At 44.1% G+C, this 18,590-nt stretch carries 17 protein-coding genes; 10 read left to right on the top strand and 7 right to left on the bottom strand.

Translation table 11 applies throughout. The features are described 5' to 3' along the window. Positions 1-171: 171 nt before the first annotated feature. Positions 172-708 (bottom strand): hypothetical protein, encoded by a 537-nt coding sequence (locus tag PSE7429_RS23720; protein ID WP_009627780.1) that lies wholly within the window; start codon positions 706-708, stop codon positions 172-174. 85 nt (positions 709-793) lie between these two features. Here PSE7429_RS23720 and PSE7429_RS13500 point away from each other — a divergent pair, with 85 nt between their 5' ends. The 4 genes from PSE7429_RS13500 to PSE7429_RS13485 all read left to right on the top strand — a co-directional run bounded on the left by PSE7429_RS13500 (position 794) and on the right by PSE7429_RS13485 (position 5,347). Beyond that, a complete protein-coding gene (locus PSE7429_RS13500) occupies positions 794-1,855 on the top strand; it encodes a glycosyltransferase (RefSeq protein WP_009627779.1) in 1,062 nt (353 codons plus the stop codon). Positions 1,856-2,141: 286 nt separating this feature from the next. Beyond that, complete coding sequence (locus PSE7429_RS13495; protein WP_009627778.1) at positions 2,142-2,360, top strand: hypothetical protein; 219 nt, start codon at positions 2,142-2,144, stop codon at positions 2,358-2,360. A 407-nt stretch (positions 2,361-2,767) separates the two neighbouring features. Next, on the top strand, positions 2,768-4,804 hold the full coding sequence (locus tag PSE7429_RS13490; protein ID WP_009627777.1) for an endonuclease MutS2: 2,037 nt from the start codon (positions 2,768-2,770) through the stop codon (positions 4,802-4,804). 66 nt (positions 4,805-4,870) lie between these two features. Next, on the top strand, positions 4,871-5,347 hold the full coding sequence (locus PSE7429_RS13485; protein WP_009627776.1) for a nitrate reductase associated protein: 477 nt from the start codon (positions 4,871-4,873) through the stop codon (positions 5,345-5,347). A 153-nt stretch (positions 5,348-5,500) separates the two neighbouring features. Here PSE7429_RS13485 and PSE7429_RS13480 read toward each other — a convergent pair whose 3' ends face one another. After that, the gene (locus tag PSE7429_RS13480) at positions 5,501-6,178 is read right to left on the bottom strand and encodes a response regulator transcription factor (RefSeq protein ID WP_009627775.1); all 678 of its coding nucleotides are present in this window, start codon (positions 6,176-6,178) and stop codon (positions 5,501-5,503) included. A gap of 821 nt (positions 6,179-6,999) precedes the next feature. On the opposite strand from PSE7429_RS13480, the gene hemL reads away from it, so the two are divergent. Further along, positions 7,000-8,310, top strand: coding sequence for a glutamate-1-semialdehyde 2,1-aminomutase (hemL, locus tag PSE7429_RS13475; protein ID WP_009627774.1), 1,311 nt, complete (start codon positions 7,000-7,002; stop codon positions 8,308-8,310). A 180-nt stretch (positions 8,311-8,490) separates the two neighbouring features. Continuing rightward, positions 8,491-9,117: an ATP synthase subunit B family protein gene (locus tag PSE7429_RS13470; protein WP_009627773.1), complete on the top strand. Its 627-nt coding sequence runs from the start codon at positions 8,491-8,493 to the stop codon at positions 9,115-9,117. 5 nt (positions 9,118-9,122) lie between these two features. Here the strand turns inward: PSE7429_RS13470 and PSE7429_RS13465 are convergent, their stop codons facing one another. Then, positions 9,123-9,347 carry a hypothetical protein gene (locus tag PSE7429_RS13465; protein ID WP_144052518.1) on the bottom strand — a complete coding sequence of 75 codons (225 nt, stop codon included), beginning with the start codon at positions 9,345-9,347 and terminating at the stop codon, positions 9,123-9,125. A 583-nt stretch (positions 9,348-9,930) separates the two neighbouring features. Here PSE7429_RS13465 and ftsH point away from each other — a divergent pair. Further along, the gene (gene ftsH / locus PSE7429_RS13460; RefSeq protein WP_009627771.1) at positions 9,931-11,817 is read left to right on the top strand and encodes an ATP-dependent zinc metalloprotease FtsH; all 1,887 of its coding nucleotides are present in this window, start codon (positions 9,931-9,933) and stop codon (positions 11,815-11,817) included. A 115-nt stretch (positions 11,818-11,932) separates the two neighbouring features. Here ftsH and PSE7429_RS13455 read toward each other — a convergent pair whose 3' ends face one another. The 4 genes from PSE7429_RS13455 to psbH form a co-directional block, all read right to left on the bottom strand. Beyond that, the gene (locus PSE7429_RS13455; protein WP_009627770.1) at positions 11,933-14,116 is read right to left on the bottom strand and encodes a low-complexity tail membrane protein; all 2,184 of its coding nucleotides are present in this window, start codon (positions 14,114-14,116) and stop codon (positions 11,933-11,935) included. A gap of 19 nt (positions 14,117-14,135) precedes the next feature. Continuing rightward, complete coding sequence (locus PSE7429_RS13450; protein ID WP_009627769.1) at positions 14,136-15,284, bottom strand: ABC transporter substrate-binding protein; 1,149 nt, start codon at positions 15,282-15,284, stop codon at positions 14,136-14,138. Between the two features lie 124 nt (positions 15,285-15,408). Beyond that, entirely contained in the window at positions 15,409-16,575 is a 1,167-nt protein-coding gene (locus PSE7429_RS13445; protein ID WP_009627768.1) for an ABC transporter ATP-binding protein, read from the bottom strand. Positions 16,576-16,907: 332 nt separating this feature from the next. Continuing rightward, complete coding sequence (gene psbH / locus PSE7429_RS13440; protein ID WP_009627767.1) at positions 16,908-17,102, bottom strand: photosystem II reaction center phosphoprotein PsbH; 195 nt, start codon at positions 17,100-17,102, stop codon at positions 16,908-16,910. A 77-nt stretch (positions 17,103-17,179) separates the two neighbouring features. On the opposite strand from psbH, the gene psbN reads away from it, so the two are divergent. The 3 genes from psbN (at position 17,180) to PSE7429_RS13430 (ending at position 18,479) form a co-directional block, all read left to right on the top strand. Then, on the top strand, positions 17,180-17,311 hold the full coding sequence (gene psbN / locus PSE7429_RS24485) for a photosystem II reaction center protein PsbN (protein WP_009627766.1): 132 nt from the start codon (positions 17,180-17,182) through the stop codon (positions 17,309-17,311). Positions 17,312-17,393: 82 nt separating this feature from the next. Further along, a complete protein-coding gene (locus PSE7429_RS13435) occupies positions 17,394-17,816 on the top strand; it encodes a molybdenum cofactor biosynthesis protein MoaE (protein WP_009627765.1) in 423 nt (140 codons plus the stop codon). 69 nt (positions 17,817-17,885) lie between these two features. Continuing rightward, a complete protein-coding gene (locus PSE7429_RS13430; RefSeq protein WP_009627764.1) occupies positions 17,886-18,479 on the top strand; it encodes a DNA-3-methyladenine glycosylase in 594 nt (197 codons plus the stop codon). Positions 18,480-18,590: the final 111 nt, after the last annotated feature.

Genomic DNA, 18,590 nt, shown 5'->3' with positions numbered 1-18,590 from the left:
GGTGCACGCGCAGCGTGCACCGCAGGTTTTAGGGTTTTATATTTAATTAAGCCCACTTAATAGAGTTGCTACGCAAACCCTTGCTCAAAGCTCAAGATTAAAAGCCTTGCGTAGCAAGGCTTTTAATCTTGAGCTTTTAAAATTTGCCAGCTTAACCCGAACTGACATTAATTATCCCTCTTGGCAAGACATAAACTTCTGCCTGAAAAATAGAAGTAAAACGCTCCCAGTTAACAATCCGTAAATTGCACCAACGAGGAGGGTCAAAAAATACCCTAGGATCTGCATTAACTGACTACCGATCATGACGCTGAGATACCAACTGAACGTAGTCCCGACCACCCACCACCCCGATCGCCTAAAGCTATGTTTGAGGATCATCCATTGAGCAAATCCTATCGACAGTCCGCGCAAGCAAGCATAGACAGCCAAAAGATCCACCGCGTCCCCATAGGTCACTGCCAACCAAAAACTCGCCCAAGAACTAAAGACTCCGCCCAAAGTACCACCCACCAGAGTCGCCCATAGCCAACCCATACCCAAAATTCGTTTTCTGAGCACCAACCACTGGGCAAGGGCGATCGCCATGCTCATGACTAAGAAACTTAAGATGATTCCCAGATTGCCAGGAATGTAATCGGTGACAAAAGCACTGATTTTTCCACCAACTGCATAGGAAATCGCCGTAGCAAAAATCCACTGTAGCAAGAAACTCCAATGGAGTTTCTTGCTTATCGCTTTTAACCTAAACTTGTTTAACAAGGATTTGAGCCTAATATCTTGAGCTTAATAAATGCGCAGACTATACTTTCTATTACCAGGAACTACCAATCGCTTTGCTTGTGGGGGATTGTGGGCAGAGCTAAAAACTCTAGAATTAGTTAAAAAAGTTTGTCCTGCGGAGGTTGTAACCTATCGCCAGCGTGAAAAGGGGCATTTATGGCTAGATGATCTATTGAGTCCTCAGACTAAATCTAAAAACTTATCTAAAGACTTAGAAGATGTAATTTTCGTGATGAGTTGGGGGTTTGATGTCGCGAAACTGGCAGCAAAACTAAAATCTTTCAATGCGGTTTATCACGCCCACAGCGCAGGTTATGGGTTTAATTTACCCTCAAGCGTGCCAATTATTACGGTGAGTCGCAATACCCTTGGTTATTGGGGACAGCGATCGCCACACTCTTTATTATATTATTTGCCCAATGAGATTTCCGCTAAATTTTGCGATTTTCATGCCTTGGGAGATAATTTAAAAAATGAATGGGGCGATCGCGATATTGATATATTGGTTCAGGCAAGGAAATCTTCGAGCTATCTACTTAATCAATTAATTCCTGCTCTTCAAAAACAATGTCGAGTGGAAGTAATCGATCGTTATGTAGAAGACTTAGAAGGGCTATTCAATCGCGCCAAGATTTATCTATACGATTCTGCCGAATATTGGGCAGTTCAAGGGGTGACAGAAGGTTTCGGGCTACAACCGATGGAGGCACTCGCCTGCGGATGTCAAGTTTTCTCTAGTGTCAATCACGGCTTATCTGATTATTTAGATCCTGCTTTTAATTGCTACAAGATCGCAGGATATTCTCAAGAATTTGATGTGCAACGTATTATGAAAGTCCTTAATAGCGGACAAAGGTTATCCTTATCCCCACAGGTCTTAGATGAATATCGAGCAGAAAATATTACCGCTCGTCTGGTCGTAATTTTACAGGAGTTAAACGATTTTTTCGATCTCAAACCCTTCGCCCAGCAGCATATCCTTGACTTAGGTTATCGAGAGATCTTAAAACTGCGATCGCAAAAACTATTTGCCAAGCTATTTACCAAATTAAAAAAGAAATTGAAATTTTAATAAAATCCCCAGTAAATCTCCATTAATCCACAGTATGGGTAACGGCGCTACCCATACTGTACAAAAAGATTTCATTCTCAATCTTGGGGCTGGATAGGCAATTGTTAAGTATTAAGTCAAAAGATTACACTTCTTATATAGGTATATATTACAAGTGCGGCTATATGATAAGTTCTATATCGAAAGTTATAGAAAAAACTTATTTAATCTAAGTAAATCTAAATAATCTAAGCGAAAGTAAAGATTAGTTAAGAAAAACTCATATTAGTTTGCATTCATATATCACATGAGAGGTAACGTGGTGACTAACAATAAATCTGTAGCGCTAAAACAAATTGATGTTCAAGGCGATTTAAGTGAATATGTCGCACATTTGCAGTTACACATGGCTTTACAAGCTCGTAACCTCGTCCCAAATTTGAGTAGCGATCGCACTCAAGATAGCCGTAGCAGGATGCTATCTAGTACCCAAGCCGATTTCGAGAGATTAGCTTCTCGCCTGTAATTGTCAAAAATTATCAAAAATCAAAAAAGGAGTTGCAAAGCAACTCCTTTTTTATGCACTTTTTTTTTATGCACTTTTTTTTATGCACGAAAGGGGACTTATAAGTAACATCAGTTCGGGTTAAGCTGGCAAATTTTAAAAGCCCAAAATTAAAAGCCTTGCGTAGCAAGGCTTTTAATTTTGGGCTTTAAGCAAGGGTTTGCGTATCAAACCCTTGCTCAAAGCCCGTTTCAAATTATTCCGAACTCACGTTAGTAAGGAGTTTCCAGTTAAGAAATGGCGTAGCCATTTCTTAACTGGGTATAAGCCCATTTGTCCATAGATTTTTTGGCACAATAGAAAAGTATTATCAACATTAGCGGGCAAAGCTTACTGCTGTTGGTGGAAAAAATCTATTTTGAGGTGTCATGCAAGCTGAGACGTTAGATCTGTTGGAATGGAATCGTTTATGTCAGCATTTATCAACATTTACAACGACCAAGCTGGGAGCGATCGCGGCGGCGCATATACCCATACCCGATCGCTATGAAGAAACGTTAGAGCTACTCACCCAAACTAAAGAAGCCTATGCCCTAGAGGAGCGAAATGCGGGTGTTTCCTTAGATGGGATCCAAAATATTACAGAAGCAGTATTTCGCGCTGAGAAACAGGGAATTTTGTCAGCTCTCGAGCTATGGGCGATCGCTACGACTTTGGCGGGAGCGCGAAATCTCCGCCGTCAATTAGACAATGCTGATTACTGCCCAAATTTACAGATACTTGCCAGTGACCTGCGTACCTATCCTGATGTGGAACAGGAAATTTATCGCTGTATTGATGAAGGGGGAAATGTACTTGATCGCGCCTCGGAGCGTCTAGGAGAAATTCGTCATGAATTAACCTCGGTACGCGATCAAATTATGACTAAGCTGCAAAATATCATGCAGCGCAATGCTAGCTCGTTACAGGAGCAGATTATCACTCAACGCAACGATCGCTATGTTTTGTCGGTCAAATCGCCCCAACGAGATCGTGTGCCAGGAGTCATTCACGACACCTCTAGTACGGGAATGACTCTCTTTGTGGAACCCAATTCGATCGTGCAGTCCAATAATCGGCTCAGGCAATTGCTAAAAATGGAGCAAGCCCAGATCGAGATAATTTTGACGGAACTAAGCGCCAAAATTACGGAGATCGCGGAAGATTTGCAAAGATTGCTAATTATCGTTACCAAAATCGATCTAGCGGTGGCGAGGGCGCGTTATGCCTATTGGCTAGGAGGCAATCCGCCGCATTTTCTCGATCAAGAGGCGATCGTTTTGCGCCAATTACGTCATCCTTTACTGGTATGGCAACAGAAAAATGAGGAAGGTCGCGAAGTCGTACCTGTGGATGTGTTGATTTCGCCACAGATTTCTGTCGTCGTCATCACGGGACCTAACACTGGCGGCAAAACTGCAACTCTAAAAACTTTTGGCTTAGCCGCTCTCATGGCAAAGGCGGGCATGTTCATTCCTGCCAGAGAACCTGTGGAAATGCCTTGGTTCGATCTCGTACTTGCCGATATTGGTGACGAGCAGTCATTGCAACAAAATCTTTCGACTTTTTCGGGACATATCCGCCGTATTGGCAGAATCCTCGAAGCCCTCTCACCGCAATCCTTAGTTCTTCTGGATGAGGTAGGTGCGGGAACTGACCCCTCGGAAGGCAGTGCGATCGCCACAGCTTTGTTGGAATATCTGGGCGACCATACGCGTCTCGCGATCGCGACAACCCACTTCGGCGAACTCAAGGCACTAAAATATCAAAATCCTAAATTTGAAAATGCCTCGGTCGAATTTGATGATGCATCCCTTGCGCCTACCTATCGCCTACTATGGGGAATTCCTGGGCGTTCTAACGCCCTGGCGATCGCAGGACGGTTGGGATTACCACAGGACATTCTCGCAGCCGCTCAGGTGCGTGTGGGTATCGGTTCTGCCGAGATGAATGATGTGATTGCCGAACTGGAAGCACAGCGTCGCGAACAAACCCAAAAGACCGAAGCAGCCGCCCACTTACTCGTCGAAACCGAACGCTTGCATAAGGAAATTTTGGATCGTGCCGAAATGATGCGATCGCAGGCGAAGGAACTGCGCGAACGTCAAGAAAAAGAGGTCAATGCCGCGATCGCTCAAGCCCAAAAGGAAGTAGGAAGGGTGATTCGTAAATTACAGCAGGGTGAGCAAGCGGCGACGGATGTACAGCATACCGAAAGAAGGATCGAGGAGCTGACAAAACGTCATTTGCCAGAAATGCCCCCCGCAAAGCCCAAATTAACGCTAAATATTGGCGATCGGGTGCGCATTCCCAAATTTGGCAAAATCGCGCAAGTCCTGACAGTTCCCAATGGTGCGGGGGATTTTTCCGTGCGGCTCGGTCAGATGAAGCTATCGGTAAATTTGAGCGATACCGAGCCGATCTAGACAAGATCTAGACAATCTAATTTAGTTAAATTTTCTGCGCCTTTTTTCTGCCCTTTCCCCCTTGATATGTTGCAATTTTTTCAATTTGAAGCCGAGTTTGTTGATTCGCTCCGATGCATCCCCATGCAGGTTCGCTATAAATTAGATACCTGTGGAGTCAAACTAAAACTGCAACATTGGCATAGTTTTTCACCCCGTCAACGCCAAGAACTAATCGAACTACCCTGTGAAACTGAAGCAGAGGTGAAAAACTATCGCGAAAATTTGCGATCGCAAGTTTTTCAAATTTTTCAAACCTATCCCAGCGATCTCCCTATCCAAACGCCGCCTGCTTGGCAGATCTTAGCGATCCCCAGCGATGTTCAATGCCAAGCGCAGACATTAAACTTAGTGATCGCGCCAGCCCAATGGCAAAGTCTCAACCCATTGCAACGTTTTGTCCTCATCAAACTCAGCACTTCCCATCACGAAAACAATAATTTTTTACCTGCCTTACAAGAATTTGGGATTTTATCCAAATTAACATCAGTACCCAAGAATTGATTGGCGGCGCTTCGCGCCGCCAATCAATTCTTGGGTACTGACAGCTATAAAACTTGCATGGCTGCAGTATTGACTCAACTGAAACGTTAAAGAGGAGCTTGCTAAGCAAGCTCCTCTTTAGGGACTAATTGAAACAGCCTAATGAAATTAGATCTACGAGAGTTGACTCAACCTATAGCCAACACCATGAATTGTCTCAATTAAATTATGAGGCGCACCAGCACCCTTCAACTTATTCCGCAGACTCTTGATCGTAGCGTTGATCGTATCCTCTCTAGGGGGATCGGTCAGCGACCAAACATGCTCGACAATCGTGATCCGTTTTAGAACTTGACGACCATGATGGAGCAACAACTCAAGAATGTTGTACTCCTTCGGAGTCAAATGCACAGACTGACCTGTATAGGACACCTCATGCATTCCGGGATCGAGTTGCAGTTCTCCCCAGCGTAAAACTGTAGGTTCTGCAATCTGAGCACGACGCGACAGGGCTCGAATCCGAGCCATCAATTCAGGGGGATCAATGGGCTTGACGAGATAGTCGTCAGCACCAGCATCTAACCCCTGAACCTTATCGGTGCTCATATCTAGAGCGGTAACCATCAAAATCGGCACATTATTGCCATGGGCGCGTAAGCGACGACATAGGTTAATGCCATCTAGCTTTGGCAGCATGACATCTAACAAGATCAGGTTGTAATCGTCAGCTTGAGATTTCTCCCAGCCTTCCTCCCCATCTCTTGCGATATCTACAACACAGTGCTGACTTGTTAACACTTCGGCTAACGTATCAGCCAAATTAGCATCATCTTCTACAAGGAGAATTCTCATTGGATCGAACAAATCTTAGTTAGTTAGTTTAGATAGTTGTTAATTGCATATTAACGGATACCTTTGCAGGTTTATGAAGAATATGAACTTTATAAATCTCGTTAACACGATTCAACCCTATCTATTTGCATCATATACGAAAGATCGAACGGTTTTTCATATATGCAAAAATTTTAAGTATTATTGCGATAATAACATCTAACTAGCTAGACGCAATTAAATATAAAACGCAAAAACCTGTGGCGTGCGCTGTGCAATCGCCACAGGTTTTTTTAAATTATGCCCAGTGGCTTATGCAAGTCTCAATCTCATTGTTTACTGGTGAAAAAATATTGTTTACCTTAAATCAACGAACTATAAACTTTTGCCAATAATTTGCCAATAATGATTTTGGGGCTCATTGGCTTGGGCTAAAAATAGCGCAATTGTTTTTAGCCCAAGCCCTATGACGATGTAAGTTTTTCTATAGCCAAAGGATGATTAACGTCGCAGTGCTGCCAATCATCTTTTAGAAAGATCCTATACGAGTTGGATGAGGCTCCGACTTCGCCCATCTGGATCTGTATCAGGGCATAAAGCCCAAAAGATGGTTGCCGCACTCCTCGCGGCAACCATCTTTTGGGCTTTGATTTTGTCCTAACAAGACTGGCAACAGCCATATGTACTAAATGTACTAATACACTTGACGACAGCTACACTTGACGACAGCTATATTTTCTTGTTGAGTTAACTTTCTCCCATATTTGTGTGACGCTTGCATCGTTGCTAAGTTAAATTGAGTCTACAAAGAGTTCCACAATCTAAAAAATCTCCGTTAAAAAATGGCTACGAATCTATCTACTTTTAATACAGCTACATCTCAAGAAGTTTTTGCTAAAGCTAAACATCTAATGCCTGGTGGTGTAAGTTCTCCTGTTCGTGCGTTCAAATCTGTAGGTGGCGAACCGATCGTGTTCGATCGCGTTAATGGTGCTTACGCATGGGACATTGATGGCAATAAGTACATTGATTACATTGGCTCTTGGGGACCTGCGATCGTGGGGCATTCCCATCCTGAAGTCATCGAAGCACTACACAAAGCTCTCGAAAAAGGCACTAGCTTTGGTGCACCCTGCGTCCTCGAAAATCAACTTGCGGAAATGGTAATCGAAGCCGTACCAAGTGTGGAAATGGTGCGCTTTGTCAATTCAGGTACTGAAGCCTGTATGTCAGTTCTGCGCCTAATGCGCGCCTTTACTGGTCGAGACAAAATCATTAAGTTTGAAGGTTGCTATCACGGTCACGCAGACATGTTTTTGGTTAAGGCAGGTTCTGGGGTAGCTACCCTTGGTTTGCCCGACTCTCCTGGAGTTCCCAAGTCCACAACTGCCAATACCTTAACTGCTCCCTACAATGACCTCGAAGCTGTCAAAAAGTTATTTGCAGAAAATCCCGATCAAATCTCTGGTGTAATCATCGAGCCTGTAGTTGGTAACGCAGGTTGCATTGTTCCCAAAGATGGATTCTTGCAAGGCTTAAAAGACCTTTGTAAAGCAAATGGGGCTTTGTTGGTATTTGATGAAGTTATGACAGGCTTCCGTCTCTCCTACGGTGGCGCACAGGCTCGTTTTGGTGTTACTCCCGACTTGACCACTATGGGAAAAGTCATCGGTGGTGGGTTGCCCGTCGGAGCCTATGGTGGTCGCAAGGACATCATGTCAATGGTTGCTCCTGCTGGTCCAATGTATCAAGCTGGAACATTATCGGGTAATCCCTTAGCCATGACCGCAGGCATTAAAACTATGGAAATCCTGAAGCGGGAAGGCTCCTACGAATATCTAGAGCAGATTACTAAGAAGTTGGCGGAAGGCATGTTGGCGATCGCCCATGAAACTGGACATGCCGCAACGGGTAACATTGTCGGAGCGATGTTTGGGATATTCTTCACCAGTCAGCAAGTTTATGACTATGAAGATGCCAAAACCAGCGATACAGCAAAGTTTGCCAAATTCCATCGCGGAATGCTAGAGCATGGTGTGTACCTCGCTCCTTCGCAGTTTGAGGCTGGTTTTACATCCCTTGCCCATACTGACGCAGATGTGGAAGCAACCTTAGCTGCAACCCGTACCGTTTTGTCGCAAATCCCTGCCTAGAATATTTTTGATGAGATGAGCTTTGCTCATCTCATCAAAAAAAGTTCACGGAGTTACAGCTTTCGCAAAAATTCATTTACAATGTTGTGTATTCTTTTTAGACCCATAAGTTGACTAAATCTACCTCACCTTAATGAGTCCAGAAAACCTAAGCATTGAACTTTTTCCTACACAAAACCGATGCTGACAGAAAACTCAACTGCTAGTACTAAATCTAATAATGGTAATTACAATGGCTCCCCTATGGCAGCCCCAAAAGCCGATTACTATATGAGCTTGCATAAAGAGCTAGACCATCTTGAAGAAATGGTGCTTGAAAGTGGTCCTCGCGTCATGGGACACACTGTCATTGATGAAGAGAAACTTTGTCAGCAAATCGATCGAGTCAGGCTCTCTGTCCCAGATTCTATCGCCAAAGCCGAAGAGATTCTGCTCTATAAACAGGATTTAGTTGCCGAAGCTCAGCAATATGCTGAAGATTTAATTAAGTCTGCTGAGTTACGAGCCAGTCAGCTTTTAGAAGAATCTTTGATCGTTCGCCAAGCCGAGCAGGAAGCTAATCAAATTCGTCGCGAACTCCAAGAGGAATGTGAGCAAATACGATCGCAGACTCTCAATGAAGTTAACCAAATGCGCCGACAAGCCCAAAAAGATCTCGATATGTTGCATCAAAGGGTGACGGGCGAAGTTCAAGATATGCAGCGAGGAGCTGATGAATATAGCGATCGCGTTTTAGGTAACCTCGAAACACAACTAATTGACATGATCAAGATTGTCCAAAATGGTCGTAAAGAGTTACGACTATAAATTAATTATGGATATGAGCGTTTTGTCCCTTTCTTCCCATTATGGGGATTAACATTACCAATAGTTGACCAGTTATCTTTTTTGCTACTACTAGGGGTAGTACGGTTATGAGGTTTTACTCTAGTTCCGTCCTTTTTGACGTAACCATTTACCGACATACTTCTCACTTTCTTTTGGTTAATTTTGGCGCTTTCTGACCAAGCAGAATCAACCAAGAGTAAAGGTGTCACTAAACCGCTCATCAGAACGCATAAAACAAACACAAATATTTTCATGTAAATCACATACAAATTGGAAATGCAATTAGCTTAAGGATAATATATTCTGTGAATAGATAAACGTACATAAACCTAAAAGCTTTATACCCAATTAATTTCAGGATGGCTAATAACGTTAGATTTCTTCTATAGCTATAGTCAGTAATGTTAGGACAAAAATCAAACCCAATAGAGAGTTGCGGCACGAAGCGCCGCAACTCTCTATTGGGTTTATTGACGTTAAGTAGCTGGATATAATTACCCCCCAAAAAAGCTATAGCGCACGCGCAGCGTCCGCTATAGCTTTTTTGGGGTTTATATGTAATTGCGCCTAGCTACTTATTGCAATCCTAAACATTTAATAGACGTTTAGACGTTGCGGCGCTTTGCGGCGCAACGCTAATTCTTGGTTTTTGATTTCTATTTCTTTGGTGGAAAGGGAGTAATGGGGTTTCTCTTTGGATAGATATTTGCGATCGCCTCACCCCATTGATTAAGGATCGTGGTAAGTTAAGTTTAGTTAAGAAATTATTTTGAACATCAGGCTCTTTGCTATATGAAATCATCTTGGAGAACTGCATTGCTATGGTTACTGCCCATAGCGATCATCGGTTTCTTTGGATGGCAAACATTGGTTGCCCGTCCAGCCCCCAGTCGTCCAACCGTAAATGCGGCTAATACTCGTATTGCCTATGGACGATTTCTTGAATACCTCGACGAACATCGGGTACGCAAGGTTGATATTTTTGATGGTGGTCGCACAGCAGTAATCGTAGCAAGCGATCCCCAGATTGAAGGTAAAGAACAACGGGCTAGAGTTGATTTGCCTCTGTATGCTCCAGAATTGATGGATAAACTCAATGAAGGTGGTGTAGATCTCGCTATCTATCCTCCCAGCAACAATAGTGCCATCTGGGGTTTTATTAGTAATTTGATTTTCCCAGTTGCCTTGCTCGCAGGGTTATTCTTTTTGTTTCGCCGTTCCAACCAAATGGGCGGTCCTGGACAAGCAATGGACTTCGGAAAATCCAAGGCTCGGTTTGCGATGGATGCTGAGACTGGCGTGAAGTTTGACGATGTCGCGGGTATCGAAGAAGCCAAGGAAGAATTGCAAGAAGTTGTAACGTTTTTGAAAAAGCCCGAACGTTTTACAGCCGTGGGGGCAAAGATCCCCAAGGGCGTTTTGTTAATTGGTCCTCCTGGAACGGGTAAAACTTTGCTAGCCAAGGCGATCGCTGGTGAAGCAGGCGTACCTTTCTTCTCAGTATCTGGTTCGGAATTTGTAGAAATGTTCGTCGGTGTCGGTGCTTCGCGCGTCCGCGACCTCTTTAAAAAGGCGAAGGAAAATGCTCCTTGCATCATCTTTATTGATGAAATTGACGCAGTTGGTCGGCAACGTGGTGCTGGTATTGGCGGCGGCAATGATGAAAGAGAACAGACCCTCAACCAAATCCTTACGGAAATGGATGGGTTTGAAGGTAATTCGGGCGTAATCGTAATTGCGGCAACTAACCGAGCCGATGTACTAGACTCAGCACTACTACGTCCAGGTCGCTTCGATCGCCAAATCGGTGTCGATCCACCCGACATTAAGGGACGTTTGCAGGTTCTCAATGTCCATGCTCGCGACAAAAAGATTAGCCCTGAAGTATCGCTTGAAGCGATCGCCCGTCGCACCCCTGGATTTGCTGGTGCTGACCTTGCTAACTTGCTAAATGAGGCAGCAATTCTGACGGCTCGTCGTCGTAAGGATGCCATGACCATGGCAGAAATCGATGATGCGGTGGATCGGATCATTGCAGGGCTTGAAGGAAAAGCCCTCATCGACAGCCGCAACAAGCGTTTGATTGCCTATCACGAAGTCGGTCATGCGATCGTCGGAACCTTGCTCAAGGATCATGATCCCGTTCAAAAAGTAACTCTTATCCCCAGAGGACAAGCAGCTGGTTTGACATGGTTCACCCCAGATGAAGAACAGACCCTAGTATCACGCGGTCAAATCCTTGCGCGGATTACGGCAGCTCTCGGTGGTCGTGCTGCGGAAGAAGCAGTATTCGGTGCGGCTGAGGTTACGACAGGTGCAGGCGGCGATCTGCAACAGGTTAGCGGTATGGCTCGTCAGATGGTAACTCGTTTTGGCATGTCAAATATCGGACAGTTAGCTCTTGAAGGTCAAAGTTCGGAAGTATTTCTCGGACGCAGCATGGGTGGCGGTTCGCAATATTCGGAAGATATCTCCGCTAAGATCGACCAACAAGTTCGCGAAATCGTGCAGAAGTGCTATCAAACGGCTTTGCAAATTGTTTATGAAAATCGGGCTGCGATCGATCGCGTTGTCGATCTTCTTGTTGAGGCAGAAACCCTTGATGGCGAAGAATTCCGTCGGATTATCTCTGAATACACTGCTGTTCCTGTAAAAGAACGCTTTGTCCCACATATCTAACATGAGTTCGGGATAATTCTCAAAGCCCAAAAGTAAAAGCCTTGCTACGCAAGGCTTTTACTTTTGGGCTTTTATACCAAGTTAAGAAATGGCTACGCCATTTCTTAACTTGGTATTATTCGAGATCCTTTGGTAAGGGGCGATCATCGAGCAGGGCTTCTAAATCAGCAAACTCATCGGTATTATCATTGATCTCAGCCTTGGGGCTTTCTGGGAGTTCACTAGCTGATTTGTTAGTGACTTTTTCGCCAATATTTAGTTCTTCTAGTCTTGCTAAAAACTTATCAACTAAAAACTCCTGCACCAAATATTTAGGATCTTTTTGGGTTTGTGATTCACTCGTAGCAGGAATCTCCGTTGTATTTGGATCAACATCTTGCACCGAGGCATCGGATAGATCGTTAGCAATTATTTCGACATTATCTTTAGCGATCGCTTCTGCAGCTGACTCAATGTTTAAATTAATCAACTCATTAGTAGTTTCCACGGAAATTTCATCAGTTTCTTCCGAAACATCTCCTAGATATTCTTGCAGAATATTTTCAACATAATCATTAAAAGCGATAAGCTCATCTAACTCATCATCAAAACCTTTAGCTTCAATCAATTCGCTATTAACCAATTCGCTATTAACCAATTCGCTATCAATAATATTTAGCTCTTGAATATTTAGCTCTTGGGTACTCTCTTCATCATCCTTGGTGACTACAGGAGCATTAACGATTGCTGTCTCTAAAACAAGATCTTGAAGATCTTCAGGTTCTAAATTTACTTCTACTAAAGATTCAACAGCAACTTCTTGAACGGTAGGTTGCCATGAAGTTTCTATTCCCTCAATTTCGCTACTTTTTGCATCGGTTGCAGATTGTTCTATTTCCCCAGTTACTTCTTCCGCAGACTCATCATTGGTAAGATCGCCTACCTCTAGTTCTTCGATACCGAGGCTAATTTGCTCATCTTCATCAACATCTATTATTTTTTCAATAGATCTGACTTGCTTGAGTTCAGCTTCAGCAGGTTCTTGGTTTTCAAACTCCTCAACTTCAGGTTGAGATGGAAATGTCTCAGCCTGCGCGTCTGCAAGTAATTCAACTGATATTAGTTCTTCAGAATGAATGATTTCTTCAGTTAGCTCTATCTCAATTTGAGCCTCTTCAATAACTTCGACAGGCTTTGGCTCAGAGACATTGGACTCAGTGATTATTTCCCTGTCTTCTAAAACAACTTCAATAATATTTTCTTCAACGGGACTACTATTTTCTAATTCTGCAATTTCTTCAGCAATCTGCCTTTCTAAATTCAAATCTAAATTCAAATTTATATCAGTAATGGGCTGCGATCGCTCTAGTTCAGTTGGTGGCAATTCAGGTTCTTCAAGTTTGTCATCATCTAAAGTTGTCACCCTCTCAGATTCTAGGTATTCTTCGATATCAGTACTGACCGCATTCTCAAACTCGCTTACAGTTTCAATTACAGTTTCAATTACAGTTTCAATTACAGGCTCGATCGCTGGCTCACTGGTTAGATCTGCGATATTTTCGATATTTTCAGTAATTGCAACTGCATCATCGGGCTCAGATTTTTCAGGGCTGGGCGCTTCCTGTGGCTCTGGGATGATATCGGATTGGGATTGAGCGGGATCTTGAGGAACGATCGCTTCTTCTGCAAAAAACTTTAATAACTGGGGCGACTGCCAGCCAATCGTCGTAAAACTATGTTTAATTTTTTCTACGGCAAAGGGTTGCAATCCCACTAGCTCCGACTCATCTGTTAACTTGATCCGTAGGGCCGAAACTCCAGATTGCAACAAAATATTACTTAATAAAAAGAAAATCTCCGCCCACACCACGCCCAATAAACGTAATCCCGTAGGAAAGGGCGCGATCGCTTGAGCAAGGGGAGCCGCAATATAAATTTTACAAAAGACGGCACTCATCAGCAGTGCCACTGCTGCCGCGATCCACCCCGTTGTATACCAACCATTGCGGCGCTGCTTGAGAAGCGTCAGGATCTGCCGATCGCGATCGCTTAAATCCTTTGCTGGTTTAGACACAAACCATAAACTAAATGGCGATATCGGCTGTTGCCATTGCACCCAAGTCACTAAAGCGATCGCAGGAAACCCCAACAAAAAAATCTCAAACCACTCGGGAAATATGGGATCTCCTACGGCTAAACCAGCCATACTCAAAGCCATTAGCCAAGGCACACCTGCGATAAGAGCAATATTTCCCCAAAGAAAAGGAGCATTGCTGAGCGAGATTGGTTCAGTGGGGTTAGTGCGATGTGGTGATGTCATAGTAGCGAGCCTAAAAAAACTATCCTAAACCTGTGGTTAAGCGCGTCCAGAAACCATCATAAATTTGAAGGGCTTCGGGATCGAGTTTGGTAATGCGATCGCATTTGGCAATAATCGTTTCTGATGGCTCCAAAGCCTTAATTGCTTTGAGATCATCAGGAATCAGAGATTTTGCAAGTTTATTAGTTGTCCCGAAACTATTAGCATCGCTAATTTTGGCAGCAATTTCTGGCTTCATAACATAATTTATCCATGCGTGAGCGCCTTCGATATTCGGTGCACCTCTAGGAATGGCGATCGTATCCGTCCAAATTGATGTGCCATTATTGGGCAAAACATATTTGACATTAGGATTTTGCCGAGACAGACTAATAGCATCGCCTGAAAACGCCATACACATCATTAAATCCCCCGAAGCAAGAGGATCCCGCCATGCATCGGTACTGAAATTGGCGATCGCGGGCATTAATTCCCGCAATTTCTGAAATGCATGTTCGATCTGTGACTCCTCTTTACTGTTATACGAATAACTAAGGGTATGTAACGCCATCCCGATCACTTCACGCGGATCGTTGACTAGCGTAATCCGCAACTTATTTTTATGCTGCCACAGGTAACTCCAATCCGTGGGTTCTTCACCAACGATCGACTTTACAGCCTCGACATTATAGGCAATTCCCGTCGTTCCTAAGCTTACGGGAATACTAAATACTGCCCCACGATCGTGGGGTAATTCTAAATAGTTTGTAGCAATATTAGTCAGATTGGGTAACAGTTTTTTGTTGAGTGGGGTAAGTAGCTTTTTATCCCGCATCTGCGACACCATATAATCGCTGGGGTAAATGATGCTATACCCCGATCGCCCATTCGAGGTTTCTAGCTTTGCTAACATGACTTCATTAGCATCATAGGCATCCCCAACCACCTTGATCCCCGTTTCCTTCGTAAATCCCTCTAAAACCTCTTGATTGTTGACGTAGGTAGCCCAACCATAGAGGTACAGGGTCTTTTTGTCTTGGGTTGCTGGGCGAGTTACATCCTCACTACCTGCATCGGAAGTTGGGGGGCTCTGATCGAAAATTCCACAGGCAGCGAGAGTAGATGCACTGGCTATAGCTGATGTGGCATAGGCAGTTTGTCTAAGAAATTTTCGCCGAGAGATAAGCATAGATTCTTATTTTGATTAGCTTTTGATTAGCTGATTAGCTTGGCAAGTATGGACATCGGGGGAGCCTCCGTACTTTACTTGATATTTAGACTTGATATTTAGACTTGATATTTAGACTTGATATTTAGGAGGTAACGGCGGAGACTACGGTCGTCTTGGGCAGGGCAACACAATCTTCAGGCATCCACGAAACATATACCTGACTATCAAAGGGTGGAGTCTTTTCACCTTGGTGATTGGAGCGGACGAGCATCACTCTAACGGGAGGCACATTTTCACTAGCATGTAAGTCCACGACAAATTGGGAATGATCGCCTAAATACAGTACGTTATTGAGAATGCCCCGATAGGTATTGTAGGGTTGGTTTGGGTATTCGGTGGAGAGCTTGATTTTTTCAGGTCTAACGCTCACCACTGCCTCGGCGATGGGTTGCCAATTGCGGGGCTTGGCAGCAACGATCGCTAAACCCGTGGACGATCGCAATTCAACGAATGCCCCATCCTGCTCGATTACTCGACATTCAAACAAATTCGTTTCGCCGACAAAGTCAGCAACAAATGCTGAAGAGGGGCGATCGTAGACTTCCGCAGGCGTGCCAATTTGCTCAATGCGACCTTGGTTCATCACCGCAATTCTAGAGGAAATTGCCAGAGCTTCGCCTTGGTCGTGGGTGACCATAATAAAGGAAATTCCCAGTTCGTACTGCAAGTTAGACAGCTCAACCTGCATTTCCTTACGCAACTTGAAATCGAGCGCTGCTAAGGGCTCATCTAACAAGATCACCTTAGGACGGTTAACGAGGGCACGAGCAAGGGCAACTCGCTGCTGCTGTCCACCAGATATTTGACTGGGATAGCGATCGCTCAGATGGTCGAGACGTACTTGTTTCAGGGCATCCTTAACCCTTTGCTGGATTTCTGGCTTCGGAACCCCTTTCACCGTTAAGCCAAAGGCAACATTATTAAAAATGGTCATATGCCCAAAGAGAGCATAACTTTGGAAAACCGTATTCACAGGACGTTGATAGGCAGGGATATAGGTCATCGGGTTGCCCTGTATGAGCACTTCCCCTGCGGATGGTTCCTCAAAGCCTGCTACAAGTCTTAGTAAAGTCGTTTTACCACAACCTGAAGGTCCCAAGATGCTGAAAAGTTCGCCTCTCTGGACTTGTAGATCTACACCTTGGACAACAGTATTTGTCCCAAACATCTTAAATACTCGCTGTAGCTCTACATCGGGAACTGTACCCGTTGAAGTTGCGAACTGTTTAGCAGTGGTTGACTGTGCCATGTTGTAATGCTCAAACGTCTACTAATCCGTGTCTACTAATCTGCGATCAAATCTGCAATCAAATCTGCGATCAGAACTTTAGCTGTTTATCGTCATATATCCTCATACAGCATGAAAGCCTAAAATGCAATTAATAAAATGCAATCAAGGTACGATCAGCAATATGAATGAGTACCTCAGCATAATTAAAATCCAGAGATAAAACCTGCGGCGCACGCTGCGCGTGCGCCGCAGGTTTTAGGGTCTTATAAGGGTTTTATATTTAATTAAGCTCACTTACTTACATTAAAGGCACGCTTTGCGTGCCTTTAATATGGGCTTAGAACTGAAAATCAACCACCCCAGTTGAGATTAACGCCATCAAGGATCAAGGAGGCGTTATACAACTGAAGAATAATGACTAGAAATACAAGGAACAAGGCCATGAAAATAGCCATGAGGGGGGTCGTGCCCCAACCACGAGAGACTTTACCGTATTCTGCATTCAGCGGTCTGAGAATATCACCAAGCCATGTACGTTGTGACATAAGTTTGTTTTCTTAAAGGGATTGTTACAAAATAGTATAATTGTAATTTAGAATAACTCAAATCATTGGTTCAATTCATGGAAAACGCAACTTCGATCGCAATTACTATCGCCGTATGTGTAATCTGCTTAACGGCTTATGCGATATACGTGGCGTTTGGCCCTCCGAACAAGGAATTAGTCGATCAATTTGAAGAGCACGAAGATTAATTTTTTAACATCGGCAGTAATTATCAGCAGTAATTATCGGCAGTAATTGCTGCCGATATTATGCAATTGAAATTTTATAGCTATGAATGATCATTTCCGACTAACCCATGAGGCTTTAGATGTGGCGGCAGCTTATGCGATCGCCGACAATGCTCGTAATGGCGCAGTCGTTCTCATGAGTGGCATGGTACGCAATCAGACAGGGGGACGTGCTGTTGATTATTTGGATTATCAAGCCTACGACGCAATGGCTTTACAAGTTTTTCAAGAAATTAGTGATCGCTGCCATCGGCAATTTCCCATTACCGAGGTAGTCATCCACCATCGACTCGGAAAACTGAAAATCGGGGAAATCAGTGTACTAGTTGCCGTGGGCTCGCCCCATCGCAGCGAAGCTTTCGAGGCTTGTCGCTATGCGATCGACACCTTAAAGGTGGAAGCACCGATCTGGAAAAAAGAATTTTGGCTGGATGGCGTAAGTAGTTGGGTCAATTGCCCCATATAAATCCCAGCAAATATTTTAAGAGTGCCGCTTCGCGGCACTCTTAAAATATTTGCTGGGATTTATCTTGCTATGCTTCTAGAAAAATCTTTTTTCGCCCGCCCCGCCGAAGAAGTCGCGCCCGAACTACTAGGCTGCACATTAGCCCGCAGCATTGCAGGAGAAGAATATCGGGGAATTATTGTGGAAACTGAAGCCTATGACGCAACCGATCCCGCTTGCCACGGCTATCGGCGCAAGACTGCTCGCAATGCGGCAATTTTTGGCTCCCCCTGTACAGCTTATGTTTACTTAATCTATGGAATTTACCATTGCGTCAATATCGTGACCGATCGCGAAGATTTCTGTAGTGCGGTGTTAATTCGGGCGATCGAATGCGATCGCTTACCTAGTTGGAGTAAAGATAAGCCCAATCGAGCAGGCTCAGGTCCAGGAAAACTATGCCGTTTATTACAAATAGATCGCCAACTAGATGGAGTGGCTTTACATCCCGATCAGCATTTATGGCTAGAAGCGCGATCGCCAGATTTTAACGAACCCATCGTGCAAACCACCAGAATCGGAATTACCCAAGGCATAGATATTCCTTGGCGGTGGTATCTAAGCGATCGCACCTCTGTATCTCGCAAAAATCCCACCAAGCAGAAAATTACCCCTAATACCTAAGCCCAAGAGGAGTGCGGCGGCGCGTTGCGCCACCACCCTCCTCTTGGGTAAGTACTTGTGCAAAATAAATTACCAAAACCCGTAAAGTTGCGCCCCTACGGGGCGCAACTT

Source organism: Pseudanabaena biceps PCC 7429, assembly GCF_000332215.1.
In the GTDB taxonomy this organism is placed as follows: domain Bacteria; phylum Cyanobacteriota; class Cyanobacteriia; order Pseudanabaenales; family Pseudanabaenaceae; genus Pseudanabaena; species Pseudanabaena biceps.
Note: the sequence above shows the minus strand (reverse complement) of the source record. Positions and strands in the feature narration are given on the sequence as shown.

Bases quoted from the DNA above. Each gene is read 5' to 3' on its own strand.
- psbN (WP_009627766.1), top strand. From the start codon at position 17,180: ATGGAAAACGCAACTTCGATCGCAATTACTATCGCCGTATGTGTAATC.
- PSE7429_RS13430 (WP_009627764.1), top strand. From the start codon at position 17,886: ATGCTTCTAGAAAAATCTTTTTTCGCCCGCCCCGCCGAAGAAGTCGCG.
- PSE7429_RS13470 (WP_009627773.1), top strand. From the start codon at position 8,491: ATGCTGACAGAAAACTCAACTGCTAGTACTAAATCTAATAATGGTAAT.
- PSE7429_RS13495 (WP_009627778.1), top strand. From the start codon at position 2,142: ATGAGAGGTAACGTGGTGACTAACAATAAATCTGTAGCGCTAAAACAA.
- ftsH (WP_009627771.1), top strand. From the start codon at position 9,931: ATGAAATCATCTTGGAGAACTGCATTGCTATGGTTACTGCCCATAGCG.
- PSE7429_RS13455 (WP_009627770.1), bottom strand. From the start codon at position 14,116: ATGACATCACCACATCGCACTAACCCCACTGAACCAATCTCGCTCAGC.
- PSE7429_RS13450 (WP_009627769.1), bottom strand. From the start codon at position 15,284: ATGCTTATCTCTCGGCGAAAATTTCTTAGACAAACTGCCTATGCCACA.
- PSE7429_RS13480 (WP_009627775.1), bottom strand. From the start codon at position 6,178: ATGAGAATTCTCCTTGTAGAAGATGATGCTAATTTGGCTGATACGTTA.
- PSE7429_RS13435 (WP_009627765.1), top strand. From the start codon at position 17,394: ATGAATGATCATTTCCGACTAACCCATGAGGCTTTAGATGTGGCGGCA.
- PSE7429_RS13485 (WP_009627776.1), top strand. From the start codon at position 4,871: ATGTTGCAATTTTTTCAATTTGAAGCCGAGTTTGTTGATTCGCTCCGA.
- psbH (WP_009627767.1), bottom strand. From the start codon at position 17,102: ATGTCACAACGTACATGGCTTGGTGATATTCTCAGACCGCTGAATGCA.
- PSE7429_RS13490 (WP_009627777.1), top strand. From the start codon at position 2,768: ATGCAAGCTGAGACGTTAGATCTGTTGGAATGGAATCGTTTATGTCAG.
- hemL (WP_009627774.1), top strand. From the start codon at position 7,000: ATGGCTACGAATCTATCTACTTTTAATACAGCTACATCTCAAGAAGTT.
- PSE7429_RS13500 (WP_009627779.1), top strand. From the start codon at position 794: ATGCGCAGACTATACTTTCTATTACCAGGAACTACCAATCGCTTTGCT.
- PSE7429_RS13445 (WP_009627768.1), bottom strand. From the start codon at position 16,575: ATGGCACAGTCAACCACTGCTAAACAGTTCGCAACTTCAACGGGTACA.